The organism is Bacillus sp. S/N-304-OC-R1 (genome assembly GCF_019749375.1).
Classification (GTDB): domain Bacteria; phylum Bacillota; class Bacilli; order Bacillales; family Cytobacillaceae; genus Cytobacillus.
In genome coordinates this window covers 1-22825 of record NZ_JACWFE010000010.1, presented here as the reverse complement: position 1 = coordinate 22825, position 22825 = coordinate 1, and the positions used below count along the sequence as shown (strand labels likewise).

The following is a 22825-nucleotide window of genomic DNA, read 5'->3' as shown; positions in this document are numbered from 1 at the left end:
AATAAAAACTCTAACTTTAAGGGGTCACTACCCAGGTGCCATCCTCTTTTATTTGCCATTTTCATCATGAAGCATTTTTAATAATTCTCTTAGAGCGTAAGAGTGATAAGCTTCTTTTTTTGTGATAATTCCTAGATTCCAGTAAAGAGGCTCTTCTAATTTTATAATTTTAAGGTTTGAGTTTGTTTGCTTTTCGTAAATTAATTTAGGTAAAAGTGTGATGCCAAGCTTAGCCGAGACTAATTCAAGAATCAAGTCCCATTGTGAGCTTTGATACGAAATCATTGGAGAGAATCCTTCCTGTTCGCATGCTTGAATAATGTAATCATGCAGAGCGAAGTCCTCTGAAAACAGGATGAATTTTTCATCCTTTAACTCGTTTAGTGTGATGGTAGTACGCCCGGCAAATTCATGATCTTCGTGTAGAAATAAGACAAATTCGTCTTGAAAAAAAGGATAAATATTATAAATTTCTTCATCAGCAGGCAGGACCACGATTCCTACGTCAATTTTAGCTTCATCAATTAATTTGCCAATTAGTTTTGCTCCTAGCTCAACAAGCTCCAGCGAAACTTTCGGATATTTATTATTAAAGCTCTTGGCTATATTGGGGAAAAAAAGTGTGCCAATTAATGGAGGAATTCCAATCTTAATTTCACCTGATGTAATGTCTCTCAGTTCATCTAATAGCACGTTCAGCTCTGACAGGGCTGAAAAGGCTTTTTGACCTTGCCGGTACACAATTTGTCCGGCGTCAGTTAAGCGCAAATGTCTTGTTGAGCGGTCAAATAATTCCACATTTAATTCCTCTTCTAATTTCTTCACGGCCTTGCTTAGTGATGGCTGTGTCAAATAAGAATGTGCTGCTGCATTTGTAAAGCTCTTATAATCCGCTACTTCCATAAACGACTTTAAGTCTCTTAATTCCATAGCTGCCTCCTTGCTATTCCTGAATGGAATAGCAACTATTATTTTTATTCATTTTACATATAAATAAGCCGAGTGTAAACGAAAACTATGAGTAATGGAATTTAAGGAGTTCAAAAAACTAAGGCAATAAAATAGGCTCAGAGTGATATAACCCTAAGCCTTGATTAACTGAACAACTTGACTAACTGTCCTTATATTAACTATTATAGTTTATTTTCATCAGTTTTTTTTTGCGCCTTCCATGTGTTCATCATACTTGGAATACCGATTAACAAGCTCACCATAAAACTCCACATAACAAACAGCCAATTTCCTGTAAAAATGGATATTCCCAAAAATACTACTAGTTGACCAACAAGTGCAAGCCAGGATACGGTCCAAGCCCATTTTAAATTTCCTTTCATAACCAATCGCTCCTTATCTTTAAAACATATGATTTTCAAGAGTGACAAAGGCGCTTACGATTTTCCTATTCTATTGATATCGAACCTTAGACAATCCAACTGTGAAAAACACGGCAGCAAAGGCAAGTAAGATCAATACTGGTGTAAGGATGTCGGCGACAGCTCCACCGCCAACAATTAATTCTGTAAATCCTTTAATCGCCCATGATTGCGGAACGAAATTAGATAGAGTCTGCATGAAGCTTGGCGTGATGCTTGTCGGCCAGTACACTCCGCCGAGCATACAAGTTGAAACAATTATGAGTGTACCGATCGCATTTTGCTGCTCGGCTGTTTTGGCAAATGCCGCGATCGCGAGTCCTAAGCCTACTACTGCTAAAAGCAGAGATGAAATTAGCACAAACAATCCAAGAGGATCTCCCCACTTAACATCAAAAAAGATCGATGACATTACCATAAGTAAGAAAAATTGAATCCAGCCGATGGCAAAAAACGATAGAAAGTACCCAAACATCACTTGAAATTTCGAAGTTGGCGTTGTGAATAATCTTGACCAGATCCCCATATTTCTTGCTTCAATTAAAGCGCCTGTTACAGAGAGCATCATCATCATAACGAACATAATTGAGAATCCTGCTGAACTATATGACATTCTACTAAGAACATTTCCGTTTGAACCATCACTTGTTGAAACCTTTGTAAAAGCTTGATGTGTTTCCGAACCGTCTGCAAGCTTTTGAAATAAATGACTCCAATCGTCATTGCTGTATTGACTGCCTGTTTTGGCTGCGGAGACCTTCATGCCCAATGTTAGGACAGCATTATTCATAATTTGCTTCACTACCTGATCTGTTGAACTGCTAGGGGAGTGCTGGAAAGAAATCTCCGGTTTTCCCTGACTGATAAGCTGAGAGGCGAAGCCTTCTTTTATTGAAAAAACTCCTTGGACTTCCTGATCGTTTAGCAGTTCCTTTGCTTCCTCTGCGGAACTAATATGATAAGTGACTAATTCACCTGCTTGTAACGCTGTAATAAGCTCGGCTGATAATTCTGTTTGATCTTCGTCCACAATGCCGATATGAATTGTTGTATCTGAGCTTCCGCCGAACAGGCTTCCAAATAGGAAGGTAAAAATTAGGGGCATGACAAACATCAATACATAGGCAGATCTTTTTTTGAAAGTCCGCTTTAATTCGAACGAACAGATTGCTAATATTTTCCTCATTATAAAACCTCCTATAGAGCTTTATGGCGTAAGCGCATTGTTCCAATCATGATTGATACGATGCCAATTAAGACTAATGTAATTGTTGGAGCCAAAAGCGTTCCCCATGTAGTACCAGACATAATATTGGTAAAGCTTGTTAACGCCCATGAATTTGGTGTAATCATTGAAATTTTTCTCATTAAGCTCGGAAAGACAGAAACAGGAAGCATAGAACCGCCTAATATGGCAAGAAGCTGTACGCCAATTCCGCCAATTGTATCGGCCATTTTTTCACTTGATGTAAAGGCAGCCACAACCATGGATAGCCCTGAAACAGCAAAACTGTAAATAAACGCTATGAAAATGGTTTGCAGAACATTTTCTCCCCAGCTAACGTCTAATACGAAATGGGTCGCTGTCATGAAAACAATAAATTGTAGAAAGGCAAAGAATAAGGTTCCTAGAAACTTTCCTAACAAAATAGAGCTGTTAGTTGCTTGTGTCATCATTAATCTTGCCAATGTTTCCGTGCTGCGCTCCTGATGGAAGGCTTTTCCGCCATGCATTGCATTAAACAGGAGAAACATAGCTGCCATGGCTGCAGCATAATATTGCATGGATGAGACATTTTTATCGCCAGTTGGCACATCTACAATGACATCCTGCTGGACCTTTGATACCATATCCATGTTTTTCAGTAGCTCATTTTGGAGAACTTCCGGTTGAAAGGAGCTTCCAGTGGCCGCTGCTGTAACCGCAGCATTAGTCATGATTTCCTTTGTTGAATAGGCAATTGTTTGTGCACTTTGTGCAAATGAATCCGTTAATTGCTGGACAAAAGCCGTTTCAAAATCCTTTCCGTTTGCGGGATATAAGCCAACTGGATTATCAAGGAGATCGCCTAGACTTTCTCTCCAATTACTAGGAATCGCCATCCCCACATCAACCTTCGAGTCTTTTACCCATTCTTGCAGTTCGTCCGTAGAATTTGCTTCTTTCACAGATACTGAATCCTTCATTTCCTGGAGTAAGACATCGTTAATAAATGTATTTGTTATTTCGTCTTTATTCACTGCATAAATGCCAATCGTTGTTTTCGGGAGATCACTATTACCCATTACTCCTTTTAGTGCAGAACCAAGGATGGCCGTTAATACCAGCGGCATTAGAAGCATCATAATAATGGCTTTTCTATCCTTTAATCGAAGCTTTAAGTCCTTCGCAGCAATAATAAACATTTTCATTCTACTCACCTCTAATCACGCAATGAGCGCCCTGTTAATTGTAAAAACAAAGTCTCTAAATTCGGTTCCTGAAGCTGAATCTGCTGCAGTTTTACTCCAGATTGATTCGAGAGTAGAACAATGTCAGCTAAAAGCTCTTTATCGTTCTGCAAGAAGATATCCAATTCTGTTTCTTCTGCAACTGATACATTTTCGACGCCGTCCATTGATTTTAACTTCTTTAAGAAATCTGGATAGATTTGATCTACAGTAAGATGAAGCACTTTTCCGCCTGAAAGTCTGTTGCAGAGCTCTTTCTTTGATCCGCTGGCAATTAATTGGCCATGATCAATGATGGCAATCCGCTTGCAAAGGAATTCAACTTCCTCCATATAATGACTTGTGTAAATAATCGTCATTCCCTGATCGTTTAATGCTTTAACCGTCTCAAGAATATGATTTCGCGATTGTGGATCAATTCCAACAGTTGGCTCATCCATAATGAGCAGTTCTGGTTCATGCATTAAAGCAGCACCTATATTAATCCTTCTCTTCATCCCGCCTGAGAAGGTTTCGATTTTATCCTTAGCCCGGTCAGAAAGACCAGCCATTTCGAGGACTTCCTTAGACCGGGTTTTAGCTTCCTTGCTTGAAAGACCGTACATTTTGCCCCAAAAAATTAAATTATCGACAGCAGACATCGTTGGATAAAGAGCAATGTCCTGTGGAACGACCCCGATTTTCTTTTTAACAATTTGTGGATTACTTTTAACCGAAACTCCATCCACTTGGATGTCACCGTCCTGAAAAGGCACAAGTCCGCAAATCATTGAAATGGTTGTAGATTTTCCTGCTCCGTTCGGGCCTAACAGACCAAAGGCCTCTCCTTTTTCGATATTAAGTGTAATTCCTTTAACTACCTCATGTTTACCGAAACTCTTTTTAACATTTGCCAGTGTAAGCACTTAGCACCGCCTCCTTTAATTAATTTCATTGTATCGCGGGGAGGGGAAGCTTCCATCCAGCCTGCGATAGATTTTCGAGCACAAAAAAAACGACACCAATGTGTCGCTCTTCATACGGGTATATGCTAAAAGTCATGTTCAAAAAGTAGTGATGCCATAACGGACCGCAAAAATAGCTGCTTGTGTACGGTCTCTTAGCTCGAGTTTTTGGATAATATTCGATACATGATTCTTAACTGTGCCTTCCGTAATAAATAGAGTGTCAGCTATTTCTTTATTATTTAACCCTTGACCTAAATGGCGGAGAACCTCAAGCTCACGGCCAGTTAATTCATCAAGTGAGCAGGGAGCGGGCACCTCGTTTTGACTACCTTCTAAATTAGGCTTCATTCTCATTTCTGTTAATACATTTGAAGTAAAGTCCTTAGGCAGAACGACACCGCCATGGAAAACAGTCAAGATTGCTTGAACGATTGTATCAGTTGACATATCCTTCAATAAATAGCCGCTAGCCCCTTCCTCTAATGCGTCAAAAATAAATTCACTGTCACTAAAGGTCGTCAGCATTAAGACTTTTACTTCCGGCAGCTTCTCTCTTAGAAGTCTTGTTCCCTCAACTCCGTTCACTTTTGGCATTCGGATGTCCATTAGAACAATATCAGGCTGCAGATTAATAGCTTTCTCTAAGGCCTCTGCTCCGTCACAGGCAGTGCCGATTACATTAATTTCTTCCCGCAAATTCAAAAGGGACCCTAGTCCTTCACGTACTAACGGCTGATCATCTACAATCATAATCTTTATCATTTCATCACCCCGCTAGAGCTCCATTGTACACGGTTAATTGGAAGATTAATAGAAATTGAAAATCCTTGACCTTCTGCACTTTTAAATTGTACTGTTCCCCCGTGTTCCAGCACGCGTTCCTTCATATTAATAAGTCCAAAGCTAGGTACTACATTTTCTGTACCCTTTCCATTATCCTGCAGTTCAACATGAATCGCATCTTCTAGTATTCTAATAGCAACTTGACATAGATTAGCTGATCCATGCCGCTGTGCATTAGTTAATGCCTCTTGCACAATTCTTTTGATTGTTGGCTGAAGTGAAAGGGGAAGGGAAGAGGGATCTCCCGTCAATTCAAGCTGTGTTTCCATTCCTGTCAGGTTAGAGAATTCATCCATTAGTTCCCGTAATACATGCAGAAATGAGACTTTCATATGCTCCTCTTCCTTTAGTGTTCGAACTGATAAACGAATTTCATGAAGTGAATCTCGTGTCAATTGTTCACAGGTGGTCAGAATTTCTTTGCTTTTTTCTGGAGCTAGTGTAACCATCTCATTGGCTAACTGGAGCTGAACGAGCAAGGCAGTCATTTTGTGACCAACGGTATCGTGTATTTCGCGTGCAATTTCATTTCTCTCACGAATGACTGTTAATTGCTCAACCTTCTTCGAATAGTCACTTAATTGATTGTGTGCATCCTGGAGTGCACTATGTGAATCATTCAGCTGCTGATATTGGCTGCCAATTGTTTCCCGTGCCTCCTGCAAATTCCGAATTAAGCCTCCGACTATAGCTCCATAAACAACAAACATTAAATTTAATATATTATCAGTAAGAATAAACGTTCCAAATAGAATATATTTTTCCAGGCTAATTAATATCCATAGAATGAAAAAAACGGCTGAAAATAATCTGAGAAGACGACGATCGGAATATAATAAAAAAACAGTAGTTGAAATGACACCAAAGAAAATTAAATATAAATAAGAGCTCGTTGGAAAAATAGCCCCGAACCCCGCACCAAGCAGCATATCAATGGCAGTACACAGTATTCGTATCTTTAAATGTGCAGTTGTCATCTGCACAATATGATTACCAATAAATAAAACCATGGCACAAATAATATAAGTAAGCTTCCATGTTTCATGATGCTCAACAAGTTGAAAATAAAAGCTGCTCAATAGCAAGAACATAATAACTCTCGTAGAACTAAGCAAAATAAATGATATATTTTTCAAAATAAGTCCCATCCTTAAATTAGGAATTCCGTATGAGCGGAATCATAATTTCAACTTGTGTCCCAATATTTGGTGTGCTTTGAATAGAAATAATGCCATTACAGGAATCGATAATGCGCTTACAAACAGTCAATCCAATTCCTGATCCATCCTTTTTCTTTGTGAAAAATGGATTAAAAATCTTATCTAGTTCATCTTTCGGAATTCCTATTCCTGTATCTTTTACAATAATGATACAACATTTCTCATCGCTATCAATTGAAACGGTTAGCTCTCCGCCATTTGGCATCGCATGTAGCGAGTTTTTGCTTAAGTTTAATATCACTTGTTTTAGATGATCTTTTACACAAGATACAAATGGATCGTTTGCAGAATACGAGATTGAAAGCTGAACATTCGTATAATTTGCTTCTGATTGCAAGATCGGTTCAATTTCTTTTAATATTTCATTTGCATTGTAATTTTTAAGTGTGTGTGCTGTCGGCCTTCCAAGAAAGAGGAGTTCGCTGACAATTGAGTTAATACGCGTAATTTCGTTTTGAATAACACCAAAATATTTTTGAGCTTTTGGTTCATGATACTCTTCGCTTAACAGTTTCACTAGCCCGCTAATACCGGTAAGCGGATTTCTGATTTCGTGAGCTGTACTTGCAGCAAGGTTTCCGATTAGCTCCATTTTCTGAAATTCGTACTGTTCCTTAGCTAATCTTCCGTTCCATTTTAAGCGGAAATTATAGATTAGTAAGAGTAGGATATTTGTAAAAATATAGGCTGTGAAAAAGTAATAAAAGAAAGTATTTTGGTAAATTTGTTCGTCATTGAAGTTAATACTTGCACTGACTGTCCAAGGAACATGGTCTAGACTAAAATGATCTGTTACAACCCTTCCATGAGCAGGCAATTCTCCTGTCTGGATAATGGTTTTCCCGATACTATCCTTAATTACGATCTCTTCATCATTTAGTAATGAGTTAATATTATTTTCTAATCTGTCTATTCGCAAACTTGCAAGCAGCATACCTAAAGGCTTGGTATTTTCTATAACAGGTGTTGCTAAAGTTATAACGTTATTTCCTGAAATACGTCCAGTATGTACTCCTGATATACTCGTTTTCCCCAGCTCAATGGCATTTTTGAAATAGGTTCGGTCACTAATATTTATTGGGGTATAAGGGGAATTAGAGCTGATTAATATATCTCCTTTTGGGTTTGCCCAATAAAAGCCAGAGAAGCGGTCATCACTTTTATGAGTTTCCTTTAAAATTTCTTCAATATTAATCAAGTCAAATTGCTGTACTTTAATTAAGGTAGCCAGCATTTCCAGACGACCAGCAGTTTCTCCTATAAAGCTATCGATATTGTTTGCGTGAAGGCTGGCACTGCGATGCGCTTCACTCCTATAATCCTTTTCGTACTGTTCCATTTTATGAATGGTTATGGTAAAGCTAATCAATAGCGAAGGCACAATTGTAAAGATAAAATATATGAGGAATGTTGTTAACTTATGTTTTGTGTTCCTAGTTTTCATCACGTTCTTCCCCTTTACCGCACGCAAAAATAAATCTCTCTACGATGAACATGATCGCAAAAAGTTTCATTTTTTTACATTTTTTGCAGATAAGTGTGCAAAAAGAGTCTAAGGTGAAGTAAATGCTAGTTTAATTTATAATTATTTTAATAATAAGTTATTTATATAGAAGGTTCAATAGGGCGGAAAGGGAATAGAATTCAGACAATACATAAATACGTATTTTAGTAGTTAAGAGAATAGGAAGGAAAAAGAAGAAATTTGTCGAAAAAATTTAAAGCGCTTTCAAAAAACGAAGACTATTCTAAAAAGGCAGGAGAACCAGTGAATATTGGGAATGAGTTATTCCAAAAGGAAAATCAGAGGAACTTTTGCAGGAAATGAAAAAACAGCATGGCTAATCTAAATAAATTCAAATCTATAAAGTTTGCATCTAAACAGGAGTGAAAACAAATGAGTGAGCTAAAAGCTATAAATAAATTAAAAACACCAAATACAAGAACAAGTTTGCATAGAGACTTCATGAATCTCAGATTAGAGAAGGGAATGACAGTTATCGTTCATTCCTCCTTAAGTTCGCTAGGCTGGGTTTGCGGGGGACCTGTGGCAGTCGTTCAAGCTTTGATGGATGCCGTTGGGGAAGAGGGAACGATTGTTATGCCAACACAAACTAATGACAACTCTGACCCATCTGGGTGGCAGATGCCGCCTGTGCCTGAAGATTGGTGGCCGATTATTCGTGAGGAGATGCCAGCCTACGAGCCAGAAGTAACACCATCAAGAGGAATGGGGAAAATTGTTGAAACCTTTAGAACGTTCCCTGAAGTAAAAAGGAGCTTGCATCCAACCTATTCATTTGCAGCATGGGGAAAGCATGCGGATTTTATCCTGTCTGAGCAGCCATTAGAAGAAGGTCTTGGTTCGAGTTCCCCTTTAGAAAAAATTTATGAGCTGGATGGTCATGTGCTCCTATTAGGTGTTGGGCATGACAGCAATACATCTTTGCATTTAGCTGAGCATGCTATTCCGAATAGGGGAAAGGTTCAGAAAGGGGCAGCATTAATAGAAAATAAGGAACGAGTTTGGAAAACATACGAAGAAATCTTATACGATTCAGATGTTTTTGAAGCATTAGGGAAAGAGTTTGAAGAGAAATTTCCTATTAATTGTTCTAAAGTCGGTCTTGCCACAAGTAAATTAATGAAGCAGCGGGTACTAGTGGACTATGGCCGTGAATGGCTGCAAAAGTATAGAGGGTAAATAATGAAGCCTCGATTGGATGATGCCAATCGAGGCTTTTCTTCTTATTTTTTCTCAAAATAAAGTTCGCCTAAAATTTCTTTTGCCTCATACTGTAATGATGAAAGCTGTTTTTCTGCAAAATTATTTACCTCATGTTGTTCGAGATCATACATGATTTCTATTTCTTTAGAGAACAGCATACCTTCTTGTGACAGCAGCTCTGCAAATGAGGGGACAGGTTTTGGGAGAGGAGTTTCATTATTAAGAGCTTGTTCTAGTCCCTTTACATAGGACTCAATTGGTCTTGCTCCGACAATTTTAACCCCTTTATTCTCCTCATTAACAATAATGATCGTAGGGAACCCGCGTACCCCAAGTGATCGTGATAGCGCAAAGTCTTGTTCAAGCAGCTGTTGTCCGGTTGAAGAGCCTGCTACTTTTACAATGGCTTCCCCATCTAGTCCCAATCCATTCACTAAATCAATTAACACTATTTCATCTGAAATAGTTTGGTTGAATACAAAAACGGCTTCTCTTGCTCGGCGTAAGAAGGTTTTGGCCAAATTTTCATCTTGTTGCTGGATGACCTTAAAAACACGTGAAGGAACATAAGAGGATTGAACGGGGTTCGTTAGCCATAATGAGCCGTCAATCGGCATCCGGGAATGCTCGCCAACTTCTCTCCAGTGACCAGCAACATCGGCTGGGCTGCTTATTCCATTACTGACATCCGCAAAGCCATCCCAGTTTTCAAGCAGGCCGCCCATCACCGTATGAATTTGTAAATATTGACCATACTGCTGCTCATATCTTCTTAATACGGGTTCAAGAGCCCAGCAATGAGAGCAGATTGGATCAGTAACGTAGTATAGAGTTACTTTCTTTTGTGGAATAGTTAAATCGATCATTTCCATTTCCTCACCGTCAACTTCCCCGCAAATGCCTGTCGTTAAGTCGCAAATCATATTATTCTTGCTCATGTTTTTCTCCTCCTTTTTGATCTCTAAATTGAAAAGCCCATTTCTGAATCGGTTCTAAAGCTAAAGTTAATGCTCGGCCTTTCTCAGTCAGTGCATAAATAATAGATACAGGGGTTTCAGCGATGACTTTTTTCTCAATTAGACCAAATTCCACTAACTCTGTTAGTTTTTGCGAAAGAGCTCTAGGGGTAATATCCGAAAGATCCTTTTTAATATCAGAAAAACGGGCAGAGCCATCCGGGCAAAGTGATAAATAATGAATAATTAAACCATTCCACTTCTTCCCTAAAATCTCAAAAGAATATTCTAAGTATGGACAGATATTTATTGGAATCACCTACCTTGATTTTCATTATATTAAGGTATATAAAATATATCAAGTATAAAAAGTATATCTAAACAAAAAATTCCAAAAATAAATATTGATGGAATTTCCACTTGTATTATGGTGAATAAATCGTTAACATGGGTAAGGTACTTTAGGAGGTTTATCTGAAATGAATAAACGTGTGTATTTATTGGCCATTGTCTCGTTTGTCGTTGGAATGGTTGAATTAATAATTGGTGGATTACTAGATTTAGTTGCCAATGATTTAAATGTTAGCCTTGGAAAGGCAGGATTTCTAATGACAGCCTTTTCGCTTTCCTTTGCGATTGCCGCTCCGATTTTATTAACAGTTACACAAAAAGTCGGGCGTAAGCAGCTTACTCTTATTTCATTAGCCATATTTTTATTAGGAAATTTGATTGCTGTATTTAGTGTCAATTACAATATTTTACTAGTTGGGCGAATTATTTCCGCTGCGAGCGGCTCACTGCTCATTGCTTTATGCTTAACTATGGTGCCGAGTATTGTGGAAGAAAAATTCCGTGCCCGTGCTATTGCTGTCGTTTTTATGGGGGTAAGTGCTTCTCTTGTGTTAGGAGTGCCTATTGGGCTGATGCTTGGAAATGCCTTTGGCTGGCGTGCTCCTTTTGTCATGATTTCCATTCTAACTCTTGTTTCCATGGCAGGTGTGTATTTCTTCCTAGGAAATATCCCTCCAAAACGGGCTGTGCCTATTGGGGTTCAGCTTCAAACATTGAAGAATCGGAGAATCCTTCTTGCACAGTCAACATCTATTATTTTTCTTACAGGGCATTTAACGTTTTACGGTTACTTGACGCCATTTTTAAAAAGCGTAATGGGGTTAAATGGAACATGGGTTAGTATTGTTTATTTAGTGTTTGGAATTGCAGCAGTAGCCGGGGGTGGAATTGGCGGATTATTGGCAGATCGAATGGGAACCAAGACAGCGACTCTATCCGTTATTCCTTTATTCGGACTGTCTATGTTTTTAATTCCGTTAGGCAAGTTTTCGTTGCCGATATTTTTAATTCTACTAGTTGTTTATAGCATATTAAGCTGGGCTATTACGCCTGCTATGCAAAGCTATCTGATTGAGCTTTCCCCTGAAGCATCCGATATTCAGCAAACCTTAAATAACTCTGCTGTTCATATTGGAATTGCCCTAGGTTCATTAATAGGCGGTGTCGTCATTGAGCAGGCATCTGTTCAACTCAATCCAACGGTTGGCGGAGTATTAATCCTAGCTGCACTAGGAACAGCTTTCCTATCAATGGTTAAAAAGGAACAAAAAGTATTATCAGTACAAAGGGAATTAAATTAGTACTAATATCAAAGCTAGACAATAAACGATTATGAAAAAGCCTGCAGAAGGGGAATGTACCCTATCTGCAGGCTTTTTTCAATTGGCTGTTTTCTAAAAGATTATTGCTTTGAATAACATTGGAAACGCAGAGTGGATTGGAGCGGAAGGCACTTGACTCCTGCGAGAAATAGAGGAAAGGTCGAGACCCCGCAGACGGAATGGCGAGGAGGCTCGACTTCCTCCCCGCGATCGCTGCGTGCCTGTAGCGGAAAGGAACGGTTCACTATTTAGTGTTAAAACAACAAAGTTTACGAAAACAGCCTAAAAAAAGAAAATGAATGGTTTTCATTTTCTTATTTTGGGGTAAGGTTAATTATTCTTAAACAGGAAGAAGCTTATGGTTTTGGTACATGTTTAAAAACTTCTCCGCTATCAAAAAACTCAACTAAGCGGCTCAACCAATCGTAATAATCCAGCCATACTTTTGTTTCTTTTAACAATTCATTTAAATTTTGTTCTGTTTCCTCATTAATTTCATCATGATCCAGTATACGGCCTAATTCAGCCGAAAGCTTTTTTTCAAAAACTTTGTTCTTATTAATCGCTTTTCGCCAATTAGAGGTAAACAGGGAAATAAACGTTTGGTAATAATCTTGCTCTACATTATATAAGTCTTTGCGTACACCTTTTTCAAATACCTTTTCCGCAATATTGAGGTCAACCATTTCGCGAACAACCTGACTCATACGGGTTTTGCTCATCCCAGTTGCTTCTGATAATTCATCAAGTGTCATCGGCTTGCGATTCATATAAATAATCCCGAGTACACGGCCAACTGTTGATGAAATTCCATAAGAGTGCATATTTTCTGCGATTTTTTCGATAAATTGATCTTCAATATGTTTAATTTTTATAAAGGTTTCTTCCTCCATAACGATCATCCTTCCAACCGCTAACTTTCATAGTCACTGTAACATATTTTGACTTCAATCGGAAAACAAGAATTTAGGAGGATATGGACTTATTTGGGAGGATTTTTAAGAAAAGTTGTGATGTGACTAAGATCAAGGAATTATCTGTGTGAATAACGTGTAATATGTACAGTTTGTAAACTTTTTATTTTACAAAGTTTAAAATATAATAATAGAGTAACGAAATTTTTCGAAAATTACTGTTGAACTTATTAAATTAGAAAAACTTGGAGGTGCGTTTTATGCTGAAGTTTGACCACGTATCAAAAATTTATAAAGGAGGTAAAAAGGCAGTTAACGATTTATGTTTAGAATTTGAAAAAGGGGAATTCATTGTGTTTATCGGGCCGAGCGGCTGCGGAAAAACAACAACGATGAAGATGATTAACAGACTGATCGAGCCTTCTGAAGGAAGTATCTTTATCAATGGAGAGAATATTATGGACAGGGATCCTGTTCAATTAAGAAGAGAAATTGGCTACGTTATCCAGCAAATAGGTTTGTTCCCCCATATGACCATTCAAGAAAATATCTCACTTGTCCCTAAATTACTAAAATGGCCCGATGAAAAACGAAGATCTCGTGCAGAAGAATTATTAAAGCTTGTCGATATGACCCCCGATTATTTAGATCGCTACCCTCATGAGCTAAGTGGAGGGCAGCAGCAGAGGATTGGAGTTCTTCGGGCATTAGCGGCAGATCAACCACTTATTCTGATGGATGAACCGTTCGGAGCATTGGATCCGATTACTCGGGATTCATTACAGGAAGAATTTAAAAAACTGCAAAAGCAGCTAGGCAAAACGATTGTCTTTGTCACTCATGATATGGATGAAGCACTAAAACTAGCTGATCAGATTGTCATTATGCGTGGAGGCCAATTAGTTCAATGCGGCACACCAGATGAAATTCTCCTTAATCCTGCTAATGAATTTGTCGAGGAATTTATCGGGAAAGATCGCTTAGTACAAGCAAGACCAAATATCCAAACAGTAAAACAAATCATGAACCCAAATCCAGTTACCATTTCAAGGGACCGCTCCTTATCAGAAGCGATTGGATTAATGAAGCATCATCGGGTCGATTCCTTATTAGTTGTGAATGAAAAGCGTGAGCTTAAAGGCTATATCGATGTAGAGATGATAGATCAGAATCGCAGAAAAGCAAGTTTTGTGGCAGATGTTTTAGAAAAGGATGTATTAACAGTTACACAAGATACACTTGTGCGGGACACGGTACGTAAAATTTTGAAAAAAGGCATGAAGTATGTTCCTGTTGTCGACGATCACAACCGATTAGTCGGAATTGTAACTCGAGCAAGCTTAGTAGATATTGTCTATGACTCTATTTGGGGAGATGAAGAGCTATCCCAATCAGTTTAAAAGGAGGGAGATGTCATGGGAGATATTTTAATATTTTTTCAACAAAATGGCTCAGAAATGCTGTTTAAGACATGGGAGCATTTATATATTTCATTACTTGCTGCAGGTTTAGGAATCTTAGTTGCCGTTCCCCTCGGAATTGCTCTTACGAGAGTCCCGAAATTAGCAGGAGCTGTAATGGGCGTTCTAGGTGTCATTCAGACTTTCCCGAGTTTTGCTATTTTAGCCTTTTTTATTCCGCTGTTTGGCGTTGGGAAAGTTCCTGCAATTATTGCACTGTTTTTCTATTCAGTCCTACCTATCTTGAGAAACACCTATACAGGAGTCAACGGTGTGCAACGCAGTTTGCTTGAAGCAGGGCGCGGGATGGGTATGACTGGATGGGAAAGAATTCGCTATGTTGAATTGCCGCTGGCTATTCCTGTTATTATGGCAGGCATCCGGCTTTCAACCGTCTATCTTATTGGATGGGCAACACTAGCTTCATATATTGGTGCTGGCGGACTTGGTGATTATATTTTTAGCGGACTTAATTTATATCAGCCAGAATTCATTATTGCAGGTGCGGTGCCAGTCACCATTCTTGCACTCTTAACTGATCTTCTTTTAGGACGAATTGAAGATTGGGTTACACCAAAAGGGATGGCAAAGATGAAGGAAGCTGCTTAGAAAGGGGACTTTAATATGAAGAAAATCCATCGATTATTTGGGCTATTAATCGTCCTGCTGTCTGTTTTTATAAGCGGCTGTTCACTTCCAGGCTTAAGTGGTGCGGGTAAGGATACAATTGCAGTAGGAACGATGGGGACATCTGAATCTCAGATCATGGGAAATATTATTCGACTCATGATTGAACATTATACGGATGCTAAAGTGGAAATGGTTAATAATCTTGGTTCCTCTATCGTTCAGCATAAGGCGATGCTAAATGGAGATGTGGATATTGCAGCGACGAGATATACCGGGACGGATCTTGCTGGTGCACTAGGAATGGAGCCTGTTAAAGATCCTGAAAAGGCACTTCAAATCGTTCAGCGGGAGTTCAAGGAGCGTTTTGACCAAACATGGTTCGACTCTTACGGCTTTGCAAATTCCTATGCTTTTACCGTAACAAAAGAGATGGCAGAAAAGGAAAACTTAGAAACAGTTTCAGATTTGAAGCCGCTCGCTTCAGATTTGAAATTAGGTGTGGATAATGCATGGCTGAAACGAGAAGGGGACGGCTATGAAGGATTTGTCCAAGAATATGGCTATGAATTCGGTAAAACATTCCCAATGCAAATCGGATTAGTGTATCAGGCGGCAGCGAATGGCAAGATGGATGTTGTACTTGCATACACAACGGATGGCAGAATTAAAGCTTTTAATTTGAAGGTTTTAAAGGATGATAAGCACTTTTTCCCGCCATATGATACATCACTTGTAGCAACAAATGATATTCTGCGGAAATACCCTGAATTGAAGAGCGTTTTACAAAAGCTATCAGGCAAAATCGATACTGAAAAAATGCAGGAATTAAATTATGAGGCGGATGGAAAGCTGAGAGAGCCTTCTATTATTGCAAAAGAATTTTTAGAGGAGAACCATTATTTTGAAGAGGAAAAATAGGAGGTGACGTAAATTGGACACGATCAAAGAGATTTTGTACTACTATTCTCAAAATGCGGGCTATGTGTGGGAGCAATTTTATCGTCACTTCTTAATGTCTGCATATGGAGTATTGTTTGCAGCCATTGTGGCGATTCCCGTTGGTATTTTGATTGCCAGGTATCGAAAGTTAAGCACGTGGGTTATCTCGCTTGCAAATATTATTCAAACCATCCCAGCGCTTGCGATGCTAGCTGTCCTTATGCTTGTTATGGGATTAGGTACGAATACAGTCGTATTTTCATTATTTTTATATTCCTTGCTTCCGATCATCAAAAATACGTACACAGGGATTATTAATGTGGACCATGCCCTTCTTGAGTCAGGAAAAGCAATGGGTATGACGAAGTTTCAAGTACTGTGGATGGTAGAGCTACCGCTAGCAATGTCTGTAATTATGGCAGGTCTGAGAACAGCCCTTGTTATTACCATAGGGGTAGCTACGATCGGAACGTTTATCGGAGCGGGGGGTCTCGGAGATATTATTTTACGCGGAACCAATGCGACAGATGGAACAGCAATTATCCTAGCTGGCGCCATTCCAACCGCATTAATGGCCGTTATTGCCGATATCGGTATGGGCTGGCTTGAACGTAAGCTAGCTCCGAATAAAAAAAGAAAAAATAGCATCTTGCAGCAGAATCAAGCTGCTTAGAGTTTGAGAAATCCATCCAGAATGTATTTTGGATGGGTTTTTTTTAAAGGGTAGAATTTAGCGGACGAACTTTGGTGGGATTGGCGGATATATTGGGAAACTGGCGGATATATCGGGGAACTGGCGGATATATCGGGGAACTGGCGGATATATTCAGGAACTGGCGGATATATTCAGGAACTGGCGGATATATCGGGAAACTGGCGGATATATCGGGAAACTGGCGGATATAAGTGATGAAGTCGCCGATATATCAGAAAACAAGCTGATAAAAGTAACCAAATGAACGACAAATCCAAAAGGAATCGTGGATTATCCAAAAAAGCCGATATTTATCATAAAAACTCAAAAGGAGAAGAAAAACATGGACATTAATCAAATCATTTTAGAAAAAAACGTTCCTTGCCAAATGCGTGATGGTGTTACACTTTATGCGGACGTTTACCGTCCTGATAGGGAGGGGCAATTCCCGGTTCTATTAACAAGATTGCCGTACAATAAGGACTTGCCGTTTTATTCTCATCGGTATTTAGATACGAATCGGTTAGTGCAAAATGGATATGTGGTGATCATCCAAGATGTAAGAGGGAGATTTTCTTCGGAAGGTGATTTCTATCCATTTATCCATGAGGCAGAGGATGGCTTTGACACAGTGGAGTGGGCTGCGTGCTTACCGTACTCTAATGGGGAGGTTGGAATGTTTGGCTTATCTTATTATGGATTTACTCAATTATTAGCGGCTGCAGAAAAGCCGCCTCATTTAAAGGCCATTGCGCCAGCTATGACTCTATCAAATTGGCGAAAAAATTCTATCCAGAGCGGCGGGAAGTTCCTTGTTGGTTCAGCTGAGACTTGGGCACTTGAGTCGGTTGTGCCAGACGAACTAAAAAGAAAGTATGGAAATTCAAAAGAATATAAAATAATGATGGATAAAATGGCACATTTCTATAATGAAATCGAAGAGTGGTATAAATTTATGCCAATCAAAGAGTGGACACCTTTGAAAGAATTGGGTGTCGCAAACTTCTTTTTCGATATGCTTGATGCTGAATGTACAGAGGCTGATTGGACTCGTGCCAGCATAGAACATAAATATAACAAAATGGAGGTTCCAGCATTACATATTGCCGGATGGTATGATAATTTTCTCCATACGACCATTCAGAATTATGTCGAAATGAAGAATAACAGCCATCCAAGCCAGAAAATTATTATTGGTCCATGGGGGCATGGTGTATTTAGTAGCACGCTGGGAGATCGAAATTATGGCATCCATGCATCTGGCGATTGGATCGATAAGAATGACGATTTGACAGGGCTGCATATTTGCTGGTTTGATCAGTGGCTAAAAGGGAAAAAAGAATTCCAACATGAAGATGACCCTATTAAACTATTCGTCATGGGGATTAATGAATGGCGCAATGAAAAGGAATGGCCGTTAGCAAGGACAAAATATGTGCCTTTCTATTTTCATAGTGAGGGGAAAGCCAATACCCGTTATGGAAATGGAAGATTAAATGTAGAGCCGCCGCTGAATGAAACGGCTGACCAATTTTTATATGACCCGAAGAATCCTGTACCGACGAGCGGTGGCGGCACATTGTTTGCCGGAACACAGACAATGGGGCCAAGAGATCAAAGCAAGGTTGAAGAAAGAGAAGATGTCCTAGTGTATACTTCTGAGCCATTGCAAAAGGAGCTAGAGGTAACTGGACCTGTCAAGGTAAGGCTATGGGCAAAAACAGATGCTGACGACACTGATTTTACCGCAAAGCTAATTGACGTTTTTCCAGATGGAACTGCCTATAATTTGACAGATGGGATTGTTCGAGCGAAGTACCGCAATGGGATAAAGCAGGAGGATAAAATAAAAGAGGAAATCCTTGAATATGAAATCGATTTATGGGCGACTAGTAATGTATTTCGAAAGGGACATCGAATGAGAGTTGAAATTTCTTCTAGTAACTTCCCGCGTTTTGATATAAATCTAAATACTGGGGAAACAATGATTACTAGTAAAGATATGAAAGTAGCAAATCAAACGATTTATCATCAAAAGGAGTATCCTTCACATATTATATTGCCTGTAATTCCAGAACAATAAACAAAGCCAGGTGCTATGAACCTGGCTTTTCTTAATCTATTAAGCTACCTTTTCTCCAACTGGTTTCTGCTGTTTTTTCCCTAGCAGATTAACAACGAGTACACCTGAAATGGCAATAATGCCGCCTATAATTGAAATGGTGCTTGGGAATTCCTTTAGCCAAATCCAAGCAATTAAAATAACGAATACAGGTTCAATATAAAGCATACTTGTAACAGAGCTTGCTTTCCCTAATGAAAGGGCAATGGCCCATGTGACATAGCCAATTGCGGCTGGAAAAACACCGACATAAATAGTCGATAAGTGAGCTTCCAGTGTGGCGTGCTGTATTTCTTGAAACAGACCCGGTGAAAAAATAAAGAACGGAATTGTCCCGATCCACGTAAAGTAGGCTGTTAATTCGATTGGATGATAACGGCTTAACAATGGCTTCTGGTAAACGAAAAAGATTGATGTTGCAATGGCAGACATTAGTACTAAGAGGGCTCCTTCAGAGATCTCGAAGGAAGAACCGGCTGAACCTAATGTGATAATGGTAATTCCGGTAAACCCCATTGCTAACCCAATCCATCCAAACAAGCCAAGCCGCTCTTTAAGAACAAATACAGCAATAATAGCCGAGAAAACGGATGCTGAACCAACAAGTAATCCCGTCGTACCAGCTGAAATGGTTTGTTCGCCAAACGAAATACCAATATGATAAACACTAATTCCAATCAAGGAGAGCAAAGTAATTCTAACGATGTCTTCTTTTTTAGGGAGACGAAATTTAACACCTGGCCAGAGCGCATATATGATAAATATGGAAGAAGCAATAAGATACCGGAGTAATACGAGGTGTCCCGCAGAATAGCCTCCCATTAAGCTTGCGCGAATAGCGGCAAAGGTAGATCCCCATATGATGACTGTTACGAATGCCAAAATAAATGCCTTGGCGTTCAATGCGTTCACCCCTATTCTTTTTTTCATAAAAACAAGGTTAACACGGTATATAAATTGTTGCAATATCGATTTTCTTATGATTCCTTTTCGAAGGCCTTCTAATTCCAGAATATTTTAAACAGAAATGCTGATAAAAACACGATATGTGATATACTACATACTAGTTTAAAAGATTCTGAAATATTCACCAAAACGCTAAAAATCATAACATGTTTAGATAGATAAGGGGGAGCACAGTGACTGAAGCATTTCTTCATGGAGCAATCCTCGCTTTTGGATTGATTTTGCCATTAGGGGTACAAAATGTATTCGTTTTTAATCAAGGAGCAACTCAAAAGCATTTTGGAAGAGCACTGCCAGCAGTGATTACAGCTGGCATTTGCGATACATTATTAATTCTTTTGGCTGTAACGGGAGTTTCCATTATCGTTTTAAGCTTCGAATGGATAAAAAATTTAATGTTTATTATTGGATTCTTTTTTTTAGCTTATATGGGCTGGTCCATTTGGAAAAGTCATCCCGAAGTAAATAATGGACAAAAGGATAGCACGTTTTCAATGAAACGCCAAATTACATTCGCTGCCTCTGTTTCTTTGCTGAATCCACATGCGATTATGGATACGATCGGTGTAATTGGAACAAGTTCTTTAGCCTATGCGGGCAATGAAAAATGGGCATTTACTTTTGCATGTATTGGCATTTCATGGTTATGGTTTTTAAGTTTAGCAGTTGTTGGCCGAAAAATAGGCCAATTTGATAGTAGTGGACGTTTTTTAAGGAGAATGAATCAAGCATCTGCTATAATCATTTGGGGAATGGCAATATACATTGGAATTCAAGTGATCAAATAGATCACTTTTTTTCATAGGAAAGGACGGAAAATGATGAGAAAGCTTGCACTTGTTATACCCATTATGCTTTTTGTAGCAGCATTTGCAATGTACATATTGAAAAAGGATTATGCTGAAATTGCTTATGAAACGAGAGTCATTATTTCAGCGGGCGCTGCTGTTTTTTCGGGTGTTATATCCTTTTTTCTATTTAAAGGAAATGAACAAAAAAACGATTAAAAAGAGAAGTGTTTCAATTATTTGACAATTCCTGTTCTATGCATTAATGATAGTTATTAATATTGGATATTAATCATAGGGGTGGATAGGGTGGGAATGCCGGAAAAAAGACAGCGCGAATTTATTTCACATAAACAAGGGACAGGTCAGAGGCTCCTTCTTGATATTAATGCGGAAAATGTTTCGTCTGGCCTTATTTCTAGTACGCTTGTCATGACTGGACCTGCCATGCTTATTTTACAGGCAGCAGAGGCAGGTAAATTTACGGACCAGCAAACAATAGGCTGGATGTTTGCTGTTTATTTTTTTGGCGGGCTATATGGCTTGGTTATGGCATTGTTATTCCGAATGCCTATTACAGGTGGGCATTCCATTACGGGAGTTGCCTTTTTAGCCACAGTAACAGCGCAATTTACATATCCTCAGCTAATTGGCAGCTATGTGATGGCAGGAGTTTTCATATTATTAATCGGGCTCACTGGTCTGTTTACAAAAATTATGAAGTGGGTGCCTAAAGAGGTAATTGCCGCCATGCTTGGAGGGCTGGTTACCGGTTATGTTGTTCAACTAGTTCCCGCTATTAAAGAAATGCCTATAGCAGGAGGAGCCGCAGTTGTTAGCTTCCTTATTTGTTCTAGGTATCTCAAAAGATTTCCTCCTGTGCTGGCAGCAGTGATGACGGCTCTTATCGTATTATTACTGTCAAAGCCATTGAGCATTTCAACTGAGCTTGCTTTTTTCTTCCCATCTATTCAGATGCCAGAGTTCACTTGGTTTGGTATACTGACGGTTTCACTTCCCTTGGCTATGCTCATTTTAAGCAATGATGCCGCTCCTGGAATAGGCGCATTAGAAAGCTCTCATTATCATCCTCCTATTCGGAAAATCATTTCTATAAGTGGATTATTTTCAATTGGTGCAAGCTTTTTTGGCGGACAAAGCGCAAATATTGCAGGAATGATGACAGCTATTTGTGCAGGACCGGATTCTGGACCAGCTTCCAAAAGGTATATGGGCTCGATCGTGTCAGCACTTATCATTTTATTTTTTGGTATTTTTGCCTGGACAATTGTTCCATTCATTCAATCCTTGCCAAAGGCTTTTGTCTCCTTATTGGCTGGTTTTGCTCTAATTGGTGTTTTGCATTCCAGCATACAAATGGGCTTTTCAACTAATCGCTATCGGCTGAGCGCCTTAGCTGCTTTTATCGTGACAATGTCAAATGTTTCATTTCTGAGCATTAGTTCACCAGTTTGGGGACTCGTAATTGGTGCGGTGCTGGCTAGTACGATTGAAAAATAGTTGTTGATGCAATTAGAAGGGGAGAAGAGGTTATTCATGATCATAAGAAACGTTACTTCAAAATATGCCAAAGCCTTGTCTAAAGTCAGGAATTAAAAATTAAGCATATCCATCCGCCTTTCACAATATGATGAACTAGTGCATATGTGGAATGGGGGATACCGTTGAGCCATTTAATTACTAGAGAAATGCTTTCAAATTACAATGAATTAAATCTCCGGAAAAAAGAAATTGAAGCACAGCTAGATGAATTGAAAAAGGCGTTCAACCAATATTTTGACATGGTGTTTGGGGAAAATATGAAGGGTGAACTGATAATAAGCGATTATAAATTGCAAAGGCAAATCAGAGTAACAGAGAAATATAAACAGGATACCACTGTGCATCGATTAGAAGAATTAAATATGACAGATTTAATTCAGAAAAAACCTGACGAGGAAAAGATAAAATCTGCATTAAATTTAGGCTTGCTAAAGGAAGAAGATTTAGAGGGGTGTAAACTCATAAATAAGGGTCAGGCTATATATGTAAAGCGTACAGAAACAAAATAAACATAATGATTTGCGGGATGAACTGCCCCCTGTCAAATAGACAGTGGAA

The 22825-nt window shown here is 39.0% G+C and carries 24 protein-coding genes; 12 read left to right on the top strand and 12 right to left on the bottom strand.

Annotated elements, in window-relative coordinates; genetic code table 11:
- Window positions 1–48: 48 nt before the first annotated feature.
- From H0173_RS10105 to H0173_RS10070, 8 genes are all read right to left on the bottom strand, one after another.
- Window positions 49–930 carry a LysR family transcriptional regulator gene (locus H0173_RS10105; RefSeq protein WP_221846287.1) on the bottom strand — a complete coding sequence of 294 codons (882 nt, stop codon included), beginning with the start codon at window positions 928–930 and terminating at the stop codon, window positions 49–51.
- 203 nt (window positions 931–1133) lie between these two features.
- Window positions 1134–1334, bottom strand: coding sequence for a hypothetical protein (locus H0173_RS10100; protein ID WP_221846285.1), 201 nt, complete (start codon window positions 1332–1334; stop codon window positions 1134–1136).
- A 70-nt stretch (window positions 1335–1404) separates the two neighbouring features.
- On the bottom strand, window positions 1405–2559 hold the full coding sequence (locus H0173_RS10095) for an ABC transporter permease (RefSeq protein WP_221846283.1): 1155 nt from the start codon (window positions 2557–2559) through the stop codon (window positions 1405–1407).
- Window positions 2560–2570: 11 nt separating this feature from the next.
- Window positions 2571–3785 carry an ABC transporter permease gene (locus H0173_RS10090; protein ID WP_221846282.1) on the bottom strand — a complete coding sequence of 405 codons (1215 nt, stop codon included), beginning with the start codon at window positions 3783–3785 and terminating at the stop codon, window positions 2571–2573.
- A gap of 11 nt (window positions 3786–3796) precedes the next feature.
- Window positions 3797–4729: an ABC transporter ATP-binding protein gene (locus H0173_RS10085; protein WP_221846280.1), complete on the bottom strand. Its 933-nt coding sequence runs from the start codon at window positions 4727–4729 to the stop codon at window positions 3797–3799.
- Between the two features lie 138 nt (window positions 4730–4867).
- Complete coding sequence (locus H0173_RS10080; protein WP_221846278.1) at window positions 4868–5533, bottom strand: response regulator; 666 nt, start codon at window positions 5531–5533, stop codon at window positions 4868–4870.
- Window positions 5530–6750, bottom strand: coding sequence for a sensor histidine kinase (locus H0173_RS10075; RefSeq protein ID WP_221846276.1), 1221 nt, complete (start codon window positions 6748–6750; stop codon window positions 5530–5532). The genes H0173_RS10080 and H0173_RS10075 overlap by 4 nt, the downstream gene beginning before the upstream one ends.
- Before the next feature lie 19 nt (window positions 6751–6769).
- Window positions 6770–8278, bottom strand: coding sequence for an ATP-binding protein (locus tag H0173_RS10070; protein ID WP_221846275.1), 1509 nt, complete (start codon window positions 8276–8278; stop codon window positions 6770–6772).
- A gap of 453 nt (window positions 8279–8731) precedes the next feature.
- On the opposite strand from H0173_RS10070, the gene H0173_RS10065 reads away from it, so the two are divergent.
- Window positions 8732–9538 (top strand): AAC(3) family N-acetyltransferase, encoded by an 807-nt coding sequence (locus H0173_RS10065; protein WP_221846273.1) that lies wholly within the window; start codon window positions 8732–8734, stop codon window positions 9536–9538.
- Between the two features lie 44 nt (window positions 9539–9582).
- Here H0173_RS10065 and H0173_RS10060 read toward each other — a convergent pair whose 3' ends face one another.
- Window positions 9583–10500 (bottom strand): DsbA family protein, encoded by a 918-nt coding sequence (locus H0173_RS10060; RefSeq protein WP_221846271.1) that lies wholly within the window; start codon window positions 10498–10500, stop codon window positions 9583–9585.
- Window positions 10487–10828, bottom strand: a complete 342-nt coding sequence (locus tag H0173_RS10055) for a winged helix-turn-helix transcriptional regulator (protein ID WP_221846291.1) — start codon at window positions 10826–10828, stop codon at window positions 10487–10489. Before H0173_RS10055 ends, H0173_RS10060 begins: the two co-directional genes overlap by 14 nt.
- A gap of 169 nt (window positions 10829–10997) precedes the next feature.
- Here H0173_RS10055 and H0173_RS10050 point away from each other — a divergent pair, with 169 nt between their 5' ends.
- On the top strand, window positions 10998–12170 hold the full coding sequence (locus tag H0173_RS10050; protein WP_221846269.1) for an MFS transporter: 1173 nt from the start codon (window positions 10998–11000) through the stop codon (window positions 12168–12170).
- Between the two features lie 377 nt (window positions 12171–12547).
- Here H0173_RS10050 and H0173_RS10045 read toward each other — a convergent pair whose 3' ends face one another.
- Entirely contained in the window at window positions 12548–13084 is a 537-nt protein-coding gene (locus H0173_RS10045; protein WP_221846267.1) for a GbsR/MarR family transcriptional regulator, read from the bottom strand.
- A 281-nt stretch (window positions 13085–13365) separates the two neighbouring features.
- On the opposite strand from H0173_RS10045, the gene H0173_RS10040 reads away from it, so the two are divergent.
- The 6 genes from H0173_RS10040 (at window position 13366) to H0173_RS10015 (ending at window position 18911) form a co-directional block, all read left to right on the top strand.
- The gene (locus H0173_RS10040; protein ID WP_221846265.1) at window positions 13366–14505 is read left to right on the top strand and encodes a betaine/proline/choline family ABC transporter ATP-binding protein; all 1140 of its coding nucleotides are present in this window, start codon (window positions 13366–13368) and stop codon (window positions 14503–14505) included.
- Window positions 14506–14520: 15 nt separating this feature from the next.
- Window positions 14521–15174, top strand: coding sequence for an ABC transporter permease (locus H0173_RS10035; RefSeq protein ID WP_221846263.1), 654 nt, complete (start codon window positions 14521–14523; stop codon window positions 15172–15174).
- 15 nt (window positions 15175–15189) lie between these two features.
- The gene (locus tag H0173_RS10030) at window positions 15190–16113 is read left to right on the top strand and encodes an osmoprotectant ABC transporter substrate-binding protein (protein WP_221846261.1); all 924 of its coding nucleotides are present in this window, start codon (window positions 15190–15192) and stop codon (window positions 16111–16113) included.
- A gap of 13 nt (window positions 16114–16126) precedes the next feature.
- Window positions 16127–16807, top strand: coding sequence for an ABC transporter permease (locus tag H0173_RS10025; RefSeq protein WP_221846254.1), 681 nt, complete (start codon window positions 16127–16129; stop codon window positions 16805–16807).
- Between the two features lie 80 nt (window positions 16808–16887).
- Window positions 16888–17040, top strand: a complete 153-nt coding sequence (locus H0173_RS10020; protein WP_221846252.1) for a hypothetical protein — start codon at window positions 16888–16890, stop codon at window positions 17038–17040.
- A 131-nt stretch (window positions 17041–17171) separates the two neighbouring features.
- A complete protein-coding gene (locus H0173_RS10015) occupies window positions 17172–18911 on the top strand; it encodes a CocE/NonD family hydrolase (protein WP_221846249.1) in 1740 nt (579 codons plus the stop codon).
- Between the two features lie 39 nt (window positions 18912–18950).
- Here the strand turns inward: H0173_RS10015 and H0173_RS10010 are convergent, their stop codons facing one another.
- Complete coding sequence (locus H0173_RS10010; protein ID WP_221846248.1) at window positions 18951–19853, bottom strand: DMT family transporter; 903 nt, start codon at window positions 19851–19853, stop codon at window positions 18951–18953.
- Window positions 19854–20089: 236 nt separating this feature from the next.
- Here H0173_RS10010 and H0173_RS10005 point away from each other — a divergent pair, with 236 nt between their 5' ends.
- The 4 genes from H0173_RS10005 (at window position 20090) to H0173_RS09990 (ending at window position 22776) form a co-directional block, all read left to right on the top strand.
- Window positions 20090–20704, top strand: coding sequence for a LysE/ArgO family amino acid transporter (locus tag H0173_RS10005; RefSeq protein WP_221846246.1), 615 nt, complete (start codon window positions 20090–20092; stop codon window positions 20702–20704).
- 33 nt (window positions 20705–20737) lie between these two features.
- Window positions 20738–20923: a histidine kinase gene (locus H0173_RS10000; RefSeq protein WP_260631129.1), complete on the top strand. Its 186-nt coding sequence runs from the start codon at window positions 20738–20740 to the stop codon at window positions 20921–20923.
- A 96-nt stretch (window positions 20924–21019) separates the two neighbouring features.
- The gene (locus H0173_RS09995; protein ID WP_221846243.1) at window positions 21020–22225 is read left to right on the top strand and encodes a benzoate/H(+) symporter BenE family transporter; all 1206 of its coding nucleotides are present in this window, start codon (window positions 21020–21022) and stop codon (window positions 22223–22225) included.
- Between the two features lie 164 nt (window positions 22226–22389).
- Window positions 22390–22776, top strand: a complete 387-nt coding sequence (locus tag H0173_RS09990; protein WP_260631128.1) for a hypothetical protein — start codon at window positions 22390–22392, stop codon at window positions 22774–22776.
- Window positions 22777–22825 lie beyond the last annotated feature (49 nt).

Bases quoted from the DNA above. Each gene is read 5' to 3' on its own strand.
- H0173_RS10035 (WP_221846263.1), top strand. From the start codon at position 14,521: ATGGGAGATATTTTAATATTTTTTCAACAAAATGGCTCAGAAATGCTG.
- H0173_RS10080 (WP_221846278.1), bottom strand. From the start codon at position 5,533: ATGATAAAGATTATGATTGTAGATGATCAGCCGTTAGTACGTGAAGGA.
- H0173_RS10030 (WP_221846261.1), top strand. From the start codon at position 15,190: ATGAAGAAAATCCATCGATTATTTGGGCTATTAATCGTCCTGCTGTCT.
- H0173_RS10060 (WP_221846271.1), bottom strand. From the start codon at position 10,500: ATGAGCAAGAATAATATGATTTGCGACTTAACGACAGGCATTTGCGGG.
- H0173_RS10095 (WP_221846283.1), bottom strand. From the start codon at position 2,559: ATGAGGAAAATATTAGCAATCTGTTCGTTCGAATTAAAGCGGACTTTC.
- H0173_RS10045 (WP_221846267.1), bottom strand. From the start codon at position 13,084: ATGGAGGAAGAAACCTTTATAAAAATTAAACATATTGAAGATCAATTT.
- H0173_RS10015 (WP_221846249.1), top strand. From the start codon at position 17,172: ATGGACATTAATCAAATCATTTTAGAAAAAAACGTTCCTTGCCAAATG.
- H0173_RS10105 (WP_221846287.1), bottom strand. From the start codon at position 930: ATGGAATTAAGAGACTTAAAGTCGTTTATGGAAGTAGCGGATTATAAG.
- H0173_RS10050 (WP_221846269.1), top strand. From the start codon at position 10,998: ATGAATAAACGTGTGTATTTATTGGCCATTGTCTCGTTTGTCGTTGGA.
- H0173_RS10070 (WP_221846275.1), bottom strand. From the start codon at position 8,278: ATGAAAACTAGGAACACAAAACATAAGTTAACAACATTCCTCATATAT.
- H0173_RS10100 (WP_221846285.1), bottom strand. From the start codon at position 1,334: ATGAAAGGAAATTTAAAATGGGCTTGGACCGTATCCTGGCTTGCACTT.
- H0173_RS10090 (WP_221846282.1), bottom strand. From the start codon at position 3,785: ATGAAAATGTTTATTATTGCTGCGAAGGACTTAAAGCTTCGATTAAAG.
- H0173_RS10065 (WP_221846273.1), top strand. From the start codon at position 8,732: ATGAGTGAGCTAAAAGCTATAAATAAATTAAAAACACCAAATACAAGA.
- H0173_RS10040 (WP_221846265.1), top strand. From the start codon at position 13,366: ATGCTGAAGTTTGACCACGTATCAAAAATTTATAAAGGAGGTAAAAAG.
- H0173_RS10000 (WP_260631129.1), top strand. From the start codon at position 20,738: ATGAGAAAGCTTGCACTTGTTATACCCATTATGCTTTTTGTAGCAGCA.
- H0173_RS09995 (WP_221846243.1), top strand. From the start codon at position 21,020: ATGCCGGAAAAAAGACAGCGCGAATTTATTTCACATAAACAAGGGACA.